The 12286-nt window shown below is 36.4% G+C and carries 14 protein-coding genes; all 14 read right to left on the reverse strand.

Features of this window, described 5'->3' with window-relative positions:
- A partial coding sequence (locus DOK76_RS01780; RefSeq protein WP_441006651.1) for a YobI family P-loop NTPase occupies window positions 1-761 on the reverse strand: 761 nt, incomplete at its 3' end.
- A gap of 465 nt (window positions 762-1226) precedes the next feature.
- Entirely contained in the window at window positions 1227-1559 is a 333-nt protein-coding gene (locus tag DOK76_RS01785; RefSeq protein ID WP_206964556.1) for a metal-sulfur cluster assembly factor, read from the reverse strand.
- Window positions 1560-1627: 68 nt separating this feature from the next.
- The gene (gene lysA / locus DOK76_RS01790) at window positions 1628-2938 is read right to left on the reverse strand and encodes a diaminopimelate decarboxylase (protein ID WP_206964557.1); all 1311 of its coding nucleotides are present in this window, start codon (window positions 2936-2938) and stop codon (window positions 1628-1630) included.
- 94 nt (window positions 2939-3032) lie between these two features.
- Window positions 3033-3824 carry an acetyl-CoA carboxylase carboxyl transferase subunit alpha gene (locus DOK76_RS01795; RefSeq protein WP_206964558.1) on the reverse strand — a complete coding sequence of 264 codons (792 nt, stop codon included), beginning with the start codon at window positions 3822-3824 and terminating at the stop codon, window positions 3033-3035.
- Window positions 3825-3829: 5 nt separating this feature from the next.
- Window positions 3830-4693 carry an acetyl-CoA carboxylase, carboxyltransferase subunit beta gene (gene accD, locus DOK76_RS01800; protein WP_206964559.1) on the reverse strand — a complete coding sequence of 288 codons (864 nt, stop codon included), beginning with the start codon at window positions 4691-4693 and terminating at the stop codon, window positions 3830-3832.
- A 45-nt stretch (window positions 4694-4738) separates the two neighbouring features.
- On the reverse strand, window positions 4739-6097 hold the full coding sequence (locus DOK76_RS01805) for an acetyl-CoA carboxylase biotin carboxylase subunit (RefSeq protein WP_206964560.1): 1359 nt from the start codon (window positions 6095-6097) through the stop codon (window positions 4739-4741).
- A 2-nt stretch (window positions 6098-6099) separates the two neighbouring features.
- The gene (gene fabZ / locus DOK76_RS01810) at window positions 6100-6531 is read right to left on the reverse strand and encodes a 3-hydroxyacyl-ACP dehydratase FabZ (protein WP_086342666.1); all 432 of its coding nucleotides are present in this window, start codon (window positions 6529-6531) and stop codon (window positions 6100-6102) included.
- Between the two features lie 10 nt (window positions 6532-6541).
- Window positions 6542-7027, reverse strand: coding sequence for an acetyl-CoA carboxylase biotin carboxyl carrier protein (accB, locus tag DOK76_RS01815; RefSeq protein WP_206964561.1), 486 nt, complete (start codon window positions 7025-7027; stop codon window positions 6542-6544).
- 2 nt (window positions 7028-7029) lie between these two features.
- Window positions 7030-8268 carry a beta-ketoacyl-ACP synthase II gene (gene fabF, locus DOK76_RS01820; protein WP_206964563.1) on the reverse strand — a complete coding sequence of 413 codons (1239 nt, stop codon included), beginning with the start codon at window positions 8266-8268 and terminating at the stop codon, window positions 7030-7032.
- A gap of 11 nt (window positions 8269-8279) precedes the next feature.
- Complete coding sequence (gene fabG / locus DOK76_RS01825; RefSeq protein ID WP_206964565.1) at window positions 8280-9014, reverse strand: 3-oxoacyl-[acyl-carrier-protein] reductase; 735 nt, start codon at window positions 9012-9014, stop codon at window positions 8280-8282.
- 13 nt (window positions 9015-9027) lie between these two features.
- Window positions 9028-9963 (reverse strand): ACP S-malonyltransferase, encoded by a 936-nt coding sequence (fabD, locus tag DOK76_RS01830; protein ID WP_206964567.1) that lies wholly within the window; start codon window positions 9961-9963, stop codon window positions 9028-9030.
- A 10-nt stretch (window positions 9964-9973) separates the two neighbouring features.
- Window positions 9974-10939 carry an enoyl-[acyl-carrier-protein] reductase FabK gene (gene fabK / locus DOK76_RS01835; protein ID WP_206964569.1) on the reverse strand — a complete coding sequence of 322 codons (966 nt, stop codon included), beginning with the start codon at window positions 10937-10939 and terminating at the stop codon, window positions 9974-9976.
- Between the two features lie 83 nt (window positions 10940-11022).
- Entirely contained in the window at window positions 11023-11268 is a 246-nt protein-coding gene (locus tag DOK76_RS01840) for an acyl carrier protein (RefSeq protein WP_206964571.1), read from the reverse strand.
- Window positions 11269-11296: 28 nt separating this feature from the next.
- Window positions 11297-12274, reverse strand: a complete 978-nt coding sequence (locus tag DOK76_RS01845; protein ID WP_206964573.1) for a beta-ketoacyl-ACP synthase III — start codon at window positions 12272-12274, stop codon at window positions 11297-11299.
- Between the last annotated feature and the right edge of the window lie 12 nt (window positions 12275-12286).

The raw sequence follows: 12286 nt of genomic DNA on the forward strand, positions 1-12286 counted from the left end.
AATTTGAATGGGTTTAAGACAGCATTTATAACAATATAAAACAGAATAAAAATTCCTAATAAAAATAATAGATAACAAATAAAACTTATAATTTCAATATTTCCTTGAGATAATTCATATCTTTCTTTTAACATAAATTGCAAATTCAGAAAATCTTTTAGAAATAAAAAACTTACAAAAGCTAAAAATTCTACAATCAAAAATGTTATTATTTTCCATTTAGAAATGCCATTTATTTTTTTGAATCTAGAATATGGAAGTTCAGATTTTTTTTCACGATAAATCATTTGTTTAACCAAACTGTTTTCCAGCTTTTCATTCAAGTCAATGACTATTTTATTTCCTTTTTCATCTACAATTTCCTCATGGTCTTTAGTAGAATATGAACCTAATGAAAGGTTTAAATAATTGTATTCATCATGAATATTCTCAAAGTTTCTCAGAATTGTACTTTTCCCAGCTCCATATGAGCTCATCAAAGCCACATTATTAACCCCTTTCATTCTGACACTTTCATCTAATCTGTCTATATACGGTTGAATCTTTTCAAGGTCATTACCTTTCAATGTCTTTGGTGCTAAACTATTTTGTTTATACTTTTCTTCGATAGGTGATTTTTTTTCATTTATCTTATTAATTTTTTTTAATGAAATACGGCTAATTCCCCTTAAAACTTTTTCATAGTTTTCACTTAAATAATATCCAAATACTAGAATTCCTAAGATAATCAATATCAACACTATATTCATATACAATTCCAACAAATTCATCTCCTCTATCTCAATTAAGCTTCTTCAATATTTTTCTAGCGTATGAACTATTAGTTATTAGATCTCTGCCTATACCAAGATATTTAACCTTTATTCGTAAAAGCGTACAAATTTCTCTTAACTTAAACTTAACACTATCAACTCTTGCTTTATTTTATTAATATCATTTATATCTATATACAATCTCCTTAAAAAACATAAGATACATACCAAAATAGTTCGTTGATAATCAGTATATCAAACTTTGTTTAAAAAAAACTGAAATTATATAATTTTAGAAACATCCTATATGTAAATATTGTATGATACTAACAAATATTGGTTATTTTATCTCTAAATATAAACAAAAACTCTTAATCAATTAAAAGAATTGATTAAGAGTTTCAATCTGATTAATAACATTTATAAATAGTAACTTCATTTCTATTTACCAATCTAGCACTTTAAAATTTCGAATTACTTAATCCCCAAAGAAATCCTAGCATATCGACTCATTCTATCAGTCGTCCATGCAGGGTACCAAACTAATTTTACTTCAACTTCTTTGACTTCATCGATTTCTCCCACTGCTTGGTGGATTTGTTCAGTGATAACGTCAGCAAGTGGGCAACCCATTGTTGTTAGTGTCATTTTCACTTCACAGTAGCCATTGTCATCTAAGTTAACTTCATATATAAGACCTAAATTAACGATATCAATGCCTAATTCAGGGTCAATAACTGATTCTAAAGAAGCAATAATTTCTTCTTTAATATCTTCTAATTCTTCTTCTGTCCATCTTTCACTCATTGAGCAACACTCCTCTCATCTTGTCTTCATAATAACCGAGAAAATAGATTTTGTAAATCCATTGAGAGTTACTTCAAATCTAAATCTAACCGGATCATATCTTTCACGCTTTCCCTACGAATCACTAATTGGCTCTTGCCGTCTTCAACAAAAACAACGGCGGGTTTTTGATTTCTATTATAGTTATTTGCCATGGAATAACCATAGGCTCCTGTAGTTGTCATAGCGATAATATCCCCTGGTTGAGTAGGTGATAGCATTAAGTCCTCAATTAATTTATCGCCACTTTCACAGTATTTTCCAACTAGAGTAACTTGTTCTTGGTTTTCTTCTGTCTGACGATTGGCTAAGAAGGCTTGATAGGTTGCTCCGTAAAGAGCTGGACGAATATTGTCTCCCATGCCACCATCAACTGCTAAAAAGTGTCTAACACCTTCCACATCTTTTCTTGATCCAACTGTATACAAACTAGTCCCAGCTTCTGCCACAATAGATCGCCCTGGTTCAATCCAAATTTCCGGTAGTGGATAGTTTCGTTTGTTGCATTCACTTTTCACTTTTTCAACCATTTGTTTGACATACTCATTACTTGGTAAGGGTTGGTCACCAGAGGTATATTTAACCCCAAATCCGCCACCTAAATTTAGGATAGGCGCAACAAAATCAAACTGATCTCTCCAGCTTATCAAAATATCTAACATCTTCTCTGTAGCAACTGAAAAGCCTGTTGTATCAAATATTTGCGACCCAATATGACAATGAATCCCCACTAAATCAAGGTGAATGGCTTCCTTAACTAATTGAAATGCTTTAGCTGCTTGACCACTTTTGACGTCAAAGCCAAATTTTGAGTCCTCTTGTCCTGTTAAAATATAATCATGGGTATGTGCATCTACACCAGGAGTCACTCGTAGCATGACTCTTTGCGTTTTCTCATGTTGCTTGGTTATCTCATCTAACAAACCAATTTCATGGAAATTATCTAAAATAATCATGCCAACGTTATTTGTTACCGCATATTCTAATTCTTCGTAGGATTTATTGTTTCCATGACATTCAATCATTTCAGGTGATACACCAGCTTCTAGTGCTGTATATAACTCACCTTGTGAGACAACATCAAATCCTAAGCCTTCTGATTTGAGAAGTTGATAGATTGCTTTACACGTAAATGCTTTACTTGCATAAACGACACGATGCTTTACACCTAATGCTTCAAAGGTTTCTTTAAAATCTCTTGCTTGTTGCTTGATTAAGGCTGTGTCATAGACAAATAATGGCGTCCCATAATCTTTGACTAGCTCTGTAACTGGACACTTCCCGATTTCCAGTTCTCCTTGTTTGTTGATCTGACTTGTTCCAAATAACAACGGCTCCATAAATAAATCACTCTCTTCATTTTTTGATTGACTGTATTATACCCTAAATAGAGAGAAAAAAAGCCAAAAAAGAGCATAATACTCTCTTTTGACTTTAAAACTTTCTAAATCGCTCATATCGTTGTTCCTGCAACTCAGAAACACTCAACTGTTTTAAGCTATCAAGACTTGCCACTAATTCCTTTTTGATTGATTCACTTAACTCTTTAGGGCTAAGTAAATCTTCTCCATTTGTTTCTGGAATGATTTTTTCAATCACATCAAGTTCTTTTAAATCATAAGACGTTAGTTTCATGATTTCTGCTGCTTCTTCTGCTCTTGAACTATCTTTCCATAAAATAGAAGCAAATCCTTCTGGTGAAAGAATTGAGTAAATGCTATGCTCTAGCATCCAAACTTCGTTGGCAACAGCTAAAGCTAAAGCACCGCCACTTCCTCCTTCACCCGTTAGAACTGAAATAACAGGCACTTTTAATTGACTCATCTCATAAAGATTTCTAGCGATTGCTTCTCCTTCGCCTCTCTCTTCTGCTTCAATCCCGCAAAAAGCTCCCGGTGTATTCACAAAAGTGATGATTGGGCGATTAAATTTTTCTGCTTGCTTCATTAATCTTAAAGATTTACGATAGCCTTCAGGACTCGGTGAGCCAAATTTAGTCGCAATGTTTTCTTCTAGATTCTTTCCCTTTTGAATCCCAATCACCGTCACAGGTTCTCCGTTCAAATACGCAATGCCTCCAACAACAGCGCCATCATCTCCGAAGTATCTATCTCCATGAAGTTCAACAAAAGAATCAAAGATTAAATCAATCAATTCTAAAGAGGTCAGACGCTCAGCATCTCTAGCTAATTTAACAATTGTATTAGCTGATTTTGTTTGTTTCATACGCACTAACCCCTTTTCTGATGCATGGCAAGTAATAATGCCAATGTGTCTTTCATTTCATTTCGAGGCACAATCTTATCGATAAAGCCTCGTTCTAGTAAAAATTCTGCTTTCTGGAAGTCATCTGGTAATTTTTGGCGAATGGTTTGTTCAATCACGCGTCTTCCTGCAAATCCAATCATGGTTTGTGGCTCAGCTAGGATAATATCTCCTTGCATGGCAAAACTTGCCGTGACACCACCCGTTGTTGGATCAGTTAAAACGGTGATATAGAAAAGTCCTGCTTCGCTATGTTTTTTCACTGCACCAGATATTTTCGCCATTTGCATTAAAGATAAAATACCTTCTTGCATTCTAGCGCCACCTGAGGCAGTAAACATAATAACAGGCAATTCTAATTCAGTTGCTTTTTCAAAAGCACGAGTAATTTTTTCTCCAACAATACTACTCATACTTCCCATAATAAAGCGACTATCCATAATACCAATGACCACTTGTTGCCCATTAATAGTCCCAAGACCTGTGACAACAGCTTCGTCCATACCAGTTTGTTTTTTTACTTTTTCAACTTTTTCTTTATACTCAGGAAAGTTAATCGGATTTCTAAAGGCGATATCCTCATCCCAAGACTCAAAACTACCTTCATCAATGACTAGATTTAATCGTTGAAATGCCCCGATTCTAAATCCATAACCACAGTGATGACATGTTCTTTCTTGTCCCAACTCTTTTTTATGCAGCGGTTTGTGACAACTTGGACATTTCTCCCAAGACCCATCAGGGACGAAAGGTTTGGCTTGACGGCTTTCTTTTTTCTCTGATTGGGACGGAGTGATACGAATATATTCTCTTTTTTTAAATAAGCCCATATCTCTCCTCCTTCTCTATTTTTTATCTATCTTCATAGAACACAACTACTTTTTCCAAATGGGTAAAAAGGTTTCTTGTAAAAAGCTAGTGTCATATTTTCCATCAATAATTTGTTGGTGGGTAATCAAATCTAATTGAAATTCTTGATTCGTTAATAAGCCATCTGTCACTAACTCAGAGAGTGCTCGTTGCATTTTGCTTAAAGCTTCCATCCGGTTTTCTCCGTGAACAATGACTTTAGCAATCATGGAATCATAATAGGGAGGAATGGTGTAACCTTGATACATGGCACTATCCACTCGTAAACCTAAGCCTCCACTAGGTAATAATAACGTATGAACTGTTCCTGGTGAGGGTGCAAAGTTAAAGGCAGGGTTTTCAGCATTAATTCGACATTCAATGGCATGTCCTGTTAAACTAATATCCGATTGTTGTAAACTCAATGCTTCTCCTGCTGCAATTTTTAGTTGCCACTTAACAATGTCGACTCCTGTAACCATTTCAGTAACAGGATGCTCTACTTGGATACGTGTATTCATTTCCATGAAATAAAAATTATTATCCAGATCAACTAAGAATTCAATCGTTCCAGCATTTTCATACGCTACTGCTTTTGCTGCTTTTAATGCAGCTGCTCCCATCTGATCTCTTAAGGTTTCAGACAAACCAAAAGCAGGTGCTTCTTCTAATACTTTTTGATTACTTCTTTGCAAAGAACAATCTCTTTCACCTAGATGAATCACATGTCCGTATTGGTCGCCTAAAATTTGAACTTCAATATGACGTGCTGGGTAAATCACTTTTTCAATATACATTTGACCATTACCAAAAGCAGCTAAGGCTTCTTGTTGGGCTGATTGAAATTGTTTTTCCAGTTCAGATTCAACTAATACTTTACGAATCCCTTTACCACCACCACCGGCAGCAGCTTTTAACATGATAGGATAGCCTACTTCATCTGCAATGGCTTTAGCTTCTTTTAAAGTTGAAATCTCACCTTCACTACCTGGAATGACAGGTACATTAGCATCAATCATTAATTTTCTGGCATTAATTTTGTTCCCCATAGAATCAATTGTTTCTGGCTTTGGACCAATAAACTTGATTTGACATTCTTCACACATCTCAGCAAACATGCTGTTTTCTGCTAAGAAACCAAATCCTGGGTGAATGGCTTCAGCACCACTCACAATTGCCGCACTTAACACACTGTGCATGTTCAGGTAGGAATCAGTCGCTTTTGCTGGGCCAATACAGATAGCTTCATCAGCCATCTCTACATGTAATGCCTCACGGTCCGCTTCTGAAAAAATAGCAACTGTTTTAATACCTAACTCACGACAGCCTCGAATGATTCTAACGGCAATTTCTCCTCGGTTAGCAATTAAAACTTTATTAAACATGGCTACTTCGCTCCGATAATAAATGTCATAAGTGCTGTACAAACTTTTTTACCTTCAACAGAAGCTGTTGCTTTTCCAACACCGATGTTTCCTTTTTGTTTGATGATTTCCATTTCCATAACTAATACGTCACCAGGAACTACTTTTTGACGGAATTTAACTTTGTCAATTCCACCTAAATAACCTGTTTGACCTTGAAATTCTTCACTCTTAAGTAAAGGAATTGAACCTGTTTGTGCTAAGGCTTCTAAAATTAACACGCCTGGCATAACTGGCTCACCTGGGAAATGTCCTGGGAAGAAGCTTTCGTTATAAGTCACGTTTTTAATAGCTTTAACGTATTTACCTGGTTCTAATTCAGTTACTTTATCAACCATCATAATTGGGTAGCGGTTTGGAATGATTTCCATAATTTCTTGTACATTTAATTGCATGTTTATCCTCCTAGTTAATGCGGAATAGGCCTTGACCAAATTCTACAACGTCTTCATTTTCAATTAGTATTTCTGTTACAGTTCCTGCAACATCACTCTTAATTTCATTCATAATTTTCATTGCTTCAACAATACATAACGTATCTCCAACAGCAACTTTGTCACCAACGCTAACAAAACTTGGTGCGCTAGGATCACTTGATGTATACACCACACCAACGATAGGTGATGTTACTAGTTCTCCAACTGCATCAGTTGTTTCCTTCGTTGCCACTTCTGGCTCACTTGGTACTGAAGCCGTTTGAGTTACAACGGCTGGTTGAACAACAGGTGCAACTGGTACTTCTTGTTGAACATTGATTGACTCAGTTTGGGCTACGCGACTAGTTTCATTTTTACTTAAATATAAAGATAAGTCTCCTTGCTTTAAATCAAGCTCACGAATACTACCTGAATCAAATAGCTCTAATAACTCTTTAATTTCTGACAAATTCAAGGTTACTCACCTCGCCATTTCTTCATACAAATCACTGCATTATGCCCACCAAATCCAAGTGAGTTACTTAGTGTGTATTCAACTTCATGCTCTCTTCCTACTTGAGGTACGTAATCTAAATCACACACCTCATCAGCTGTTTCTAACCCAATTGTTGGTGGCACGAAGTCTGCCTCTAAAGCTGCTAAACAAGCAATAGCTTCAACAGCACCTGCTGCTCCTAACAAATGACCTACCATACTTTTCGTACTTGAGATTGGCACATGTTTAGCTTCTTCTCCAAGGGCATATTTAATAGCTGTTGTTTCACCGCTGTCATTAGCTGGTGTACTTGTTCCGTGGGCATTAATATAACTCACATCACTTGCACTAATACCTGCTTCTTCCATGGCTAACAACATACATTTACCTGCACCAGAACCATCTGGATTGGGACTCGTAATATGATAAGAATCACTATTTGATCCATAACCTACTACTTCACCGTAAATTTTAGCACCACGAGCTAACGCATGCTCTAACTCTTCTAACATTAATACAGCACTACCTTCACCCATAACAAAACCACTACGGTCTTTATCAAATGGAATTGAGGCACGATCTGGATCAGTTGCTGGTGTTAAGGCTGTTAGTGAGGCAAATCCAGAGATTCCAATCTCACAAATAGTTGCTTCAGCACCACCGGCTAAAATAGCGTCTTGATAGCCATGTTTGATATTACGGAATGCTTCACCAATTGCATTTGTTGCAGAGGCACAAGCCGTCACAATAGACGTACAAATTCCTTTTGCACCTACTTTGATTGAAATATTTCCCGCAGCCATGTTACCAATTGCCATAGGAACAAAGAATGGTGCCACACGTTTTGGTCCTTTGTCATGCATACGAATGACTTGATTTTGAATGGTTTCCATACCACCAATCCCAGAACTCACAATAACACCTAGACGGTCTGGATTGATTGAGTCAGTATCTAAACCACTGTCTTCCATTGCTTGAGTCGCAGCTGCAATACCATAGACAGAAAACATATCCATACGTTTTGCTTCTTTTTTCTCCATATATAAAGTAGGGTCAAAGTCTTTAACTTCAGCAGCTACTGTAATACCTGTTTCTGTTGCATCAAACTTTTTAATGGGTGCAATACCGTTTTTTCCAGCAAGTAAGTTCTTCTTAAACTCTTCAGCCGTATTACCTAAAGGAGTGATAGCTCCCATTCCTGTTACAACTACTCTTCTCATGACATTTCCTCCTAGCCATTCATAACCATGCCGCCATCAACATTAATGACTTGGCCTGTAATATACTTGTTAGTCGCTAAAAAGACAGCTGTTCTTGCAATGTCTTCTACTTGTCCTAATTTTTTTAAAGGAATTTGAGCAACTGTTGCTTCTTTGACTTTGTCACTTAAGACATCAGTCATATCTGTTTCAATAAAGCCTGGGGCAATCGCGTTACATGTAATACCACGTGAAGCTAATTCTCTTGCCACAGATTTAGTTAAGCCAATCACACCAGCTTTACTTGCAGCATAATTTGCTTGCCCAGCATTACCTGTTAAACCAACGACACTTGATAGGTTAATAATAGTCCCTGATTTTTGTTTTAACATAATACCTGACACTTGTTGCGTCGTGTTAAATGTTCCTTTTAGATTGACATTAATAACAGAATCAAATTCTTCTTCTTTCATACGCATCAATAACATATCTCGCGTAATCCCTGCATTATTAATCAATACATCAACTGAACCAAATGTTGCTTTAGCTTCAGTGATTAATTTTTTAGCGTCATCCATGTACTGGATATCTCCTAAAACCACATGTGTTTTCACACCGTAAGATTCAATTTCTTCAACTAATTCTGGAGAAATTTCTTTACGCGCATTTAATACAATGTTGGCTCCTTCTTTAGCAAATTGAATCGCTAATCCACGACCAATCCCACGAGAACTTCCTGTAATGACTACTGTTTTTTCTTTTAACAAGTGATACTACCTCCTATTTACCAGATACTAATAATTCTAGTTTTTCAAATGTTTTTAAGTCTTCACAATGCTGAACTTTTACTGTTCGATCATTTTTTTTAATGAAACTACTCAAGGTTTTACCTGGCCCAATTTCAATGAAGGTATCCACACCTGAAGAAATCATGGTTCTAATACAATCTTCAAAATAAACAGGTGACATGACTTGTTTCGTTAAAGTTGAACGAATGGCCTCTCTATCTGAAATAACCTCTCCTGTTACGTTTGTAACCACTGGGATGCTCATCTCATTAAAAGTAATTGTTTCTAAGACCTTTTCTAAGTTGTCAGATGCTTCTTTTAATAAAGGTGTATGGAAAGGACCACTTACATTTAGAGGAATTAGGCGTTTTGCTCCAGCTTCATTTAATAACTCTTGAGCTTTAGCAACTCCTTCTTTATATCCTCCGATAACGATTTGTCCTGGCATGTTGTAATTAGCTGGATACACGCCAGCAACCTCACTTGCTTCCACACAAACCTTCTGAATCACGTCTCGTTCCATTCCCATAACAGCAAGCATTGCTCCAACACCAGTTGGCACTGCTTCTTGCATCAATTTACCTCTTTTTCGGACTAACTTTAAGGCCGTCTCAAAATCAAGAGCGCCACTTTCAACAAGAGCCGTGTACTCACCTAAACTAAGACCAGCGCACATACTTGGCGTGATGTTTAGCTTTTCTTTAATCATCTCAGAAATGGCCACACTCATCGCTAAAATAGCTGGTTGTGTGTATTCTGTTTGGTTTAGCTTCTCATTTTCTTCAAACAAAAGATGAGGTAGGTCAAAGTCTAGTACCTCTGAAGCTAAATCAATAAATTGTTTGAATATCAAACTATTAGTGTAAAATTCATGACCCATGCCAAGGTACTGCGCTCCTTGACCGCTAAAGACAAACCCAATCTTCATTTTTATCTCCTTAAAATCCCCATACTTTAGGGCGTTCGTTTAATACGTCTCTTGTTTCAGCGACTAATTCTTGAATAATATCAGAACAACTTTGCGTGTCTGTTTTGATTAAACCAGCAATTTGTCCAGCCATCATCGAGCTATTTTTAGTATCTCCATCAATAACAGCACGTTTTAATGCGCCTTTACCTAGATCTTCTAAGCGATCAAAGTCAGGTTGCTCTTGTCCACCTTCAAAACGCTCTGCTTTAAGAAATTCTTTAGTTAAGTTATTTCTTAAACCACGTACTGGGTGACCTGTCAGCATTCCTGTAATTACTGTGTCGATGTCTTTTGCTTTAACAACTTTACCTTTAAAGTTATCATGAGCGATTGATTCTGTTGATACTAAGAATCTAGTTCCTAATTGAACGGCTTCAGCACCAAGCATTAATGCTGCTGCTACTCCACGTCCATCTCCTATCCCACCAGCTGCAATAACTGGAATAGAAACAGCGTCTACTACTTGAGGTACTAAAGTCATGGTTGTAGATTTACCAATATGGCCTCCACCTTCCATACCTTCAACAACTACAGCATCTGCGCCTTCTTTTTCCATACGTCTTGCCACTGCAACAGAAGCTACCACAGGAATCACAATAATACCTGCTTCTTTAAAACGTTTCATGTATTTTCCTGGAGAACCAGCTCCAGTTGTAATCACTTTAACTTTTTCTTCAATAACTAAATCAACTATGTCTTCAACAAAAGGTGACATTAACATAATATTGACACCAAATGTCTTATCAGTTAATTGCCTAGCAATATCTATTTTTTCTTTAATAACTTCTTTTGGTGCATGACCTGAAGCGATTAAACCTAGTCCTCCTGCATTTGACACCGCACTTGCTAATTTTTCTTCTGCTACCCAAGCCATAGCTCCTTGAAATATTGGATACTCAATATTCAACATCTCACAAATTCTTGATTTTTCCATCATGTCACCCTCTCAATATGTCTCTTTAAAAAAATAGCTAATAAAGTCTTAGACTTCATAGCTATTTCTCGCATTTTTTTAAATTATTTGTTAGCTTCGATTTGTTGATCAACAAATTTTACTAAGTCTTCAACTGTATTTAAACCTTCGTCTGTTTCGATTTTAACATCTGAATCTTCAAAGGCATCTTCAATGTCATTCATAATTTGGAATAAATCTAAGCTATCAGCTTCTAATTCTTCACGGAAGTTTGTTGTTAATTGTACTTCTTCTTCTTCTTTACCTAATTGATCCACGATAATTTCTTGAATTTTTGCAAATGTTGACATAATAATAATTCCTCCAATAATGTTGTTTTTATAATTTAATTAATATACTTCCCCAGGTTAAACCAGCGCCATAGCCAGTTAACATAATCTTCTGATTACTTTGAAGTCTCAAGGTTCCATCTTCTACCTTTTCAGCTAAAAGTAAGGGAACTGATGCTGCTGATGTGTTTCCATAATTAGAAACGTTGTGTAAAAATGATGCCATTGGTAATTTGGTTTTCTTTGATATTGCTTCAAGAATTCGAATATTAGCTTGATGAGCCAAGACATAATCCAGAGAGTCTTTAAACTCTTCGTTACGATCCAATAATGTCATCATATTCTTAGACACATCTCTTAAGGCAAAATCAAATATTTTCTTGCCGTCCATTTGCATGCCAGTAGATACACGATGATCTGCTGCTTTAAATGGATTGCCATCTACATTTTCTTTACCAAAAAGTGCCATAGAACGATTGCCATCAGATTGAATCAACTCATCAATAAATCGTTTTTCTTTAGCAGTGTTTTCAAGTAAAACACCTGCTGCTCCATCGCCAAATAGTACTGCTGTCCCACGATCTTCCCAATTTAACATGGTTGACATGGTTTCCGCTCCAATCACCAATCCTCGTTTGTAATGCCCACTAGACAGAAATTTTTCTGCTGTTGACATGGCAAAGACAAAACCTGAACACGCAGCATTAATATCTAAGCAAAACGCATTGCTTGCTCCAATATTACTTTGAACCAGACAGGCAGTTGATGGTGTTGCATAATCCGCAGTCATTGTTGCTACAAGGATAAAATCAATGCTTAGGACATCTAAGTCTTGAATCAGCTGTTTAGCTACTTCTGTCGCTAAATCACTTGTCGTTTCTTTAATCGAAATCCGACGTTCCCTAATCCCTGTTCTAGATGAAATCCACTCATCACTTGTATCCGTTACCTCTGCTAAATCATCATTGGTTACGATATTATCTGGCAAGTATTTTGCCACTTTCGTAACTTGAGGATACAACTGCATACTGCACACCTC

This window comes from Candidatus Vagococcus giribetii, from assembly GCF_017316185.1.
Lineage (GTDB): Bacteria > Bacillota > Bacilli > Lactobacillales > Vagococcaceae > Vagococcus > Vagococcus giribetii.

Coding starts and splice junctions, on each gene's coding strand:
- fabF (WP_206964563.1), bottom strand. CDS start 8,268: ATGAGAAGAGTAGTTGTAACAGGAATGGGAGCTATCACTCCTTTAGGT.
- fabK (WP_206964569.1), bottom strand. CDS start 10,939: ATGGAAAAATCAAGAATTTGTGAGATGTTGAATATTGAGTATCCAATA.
- DOK76_RS01845 (WP_206964573.1), bottom strand. CDS start 12,274: ATGCAGTTGTATCCTCAAGTTACGAAAGTGGCAAAATACTTGCCAGAT.
- lysA (WP_206964557.1), bottom strand. CDS start 2,938: ATGGAGCCGTTGTTATTTGGAACAAGTCAGATCAACAAACAAGGAGAA.
- fabZ (WP_086342666.1), bottom strand. CDS start 6,531: ATGCAATTAAATGTACAAGAAATTATGGAAATCATTCCAAACCGCTAC.
- DOK76_RS01840 (WP_206964571.1), bottom strand. CDS start 11,268: ATGTCAACATTTGCAAAAATTCAAGAAATTATCGTGGATCAATTAGGT.
- accD (WP_206964559.1), bottom strand. CDS start 4,693: ATGGGCTTATTTAAAAAAAGAGAATATATTCGTATCACTCCGTCCCAA.
- DOK76_RS01785 (WP_206964556.1), bottom strand. CDS start 1,559: ATGAGTGAAAGATGGACAGAAGAAGAATTAGAAGATATTAAAGAAGAA.
- fabD (WP_206964567.1), bottom strand. CDS start 9,963: ATGAAGATTGGGTTTGTCTTTAGCGGTCAAGGAGCGCAGTACCTTGGC.
- DOK76_RS01805 (WP_206964560.1), bottom strand. CDS start 6,097: ATGTTTAATAAAGTTTTAATTGCTAACCGAGGAGAAATTGCCGTTAGA.
- DOK76_RS01795 (WP_206964558.1), bottom strand. CDS start 3,824: ATGAAACAAACAAAATCAGCTAATACAATTGTTAAATTAGCTAGAGAT.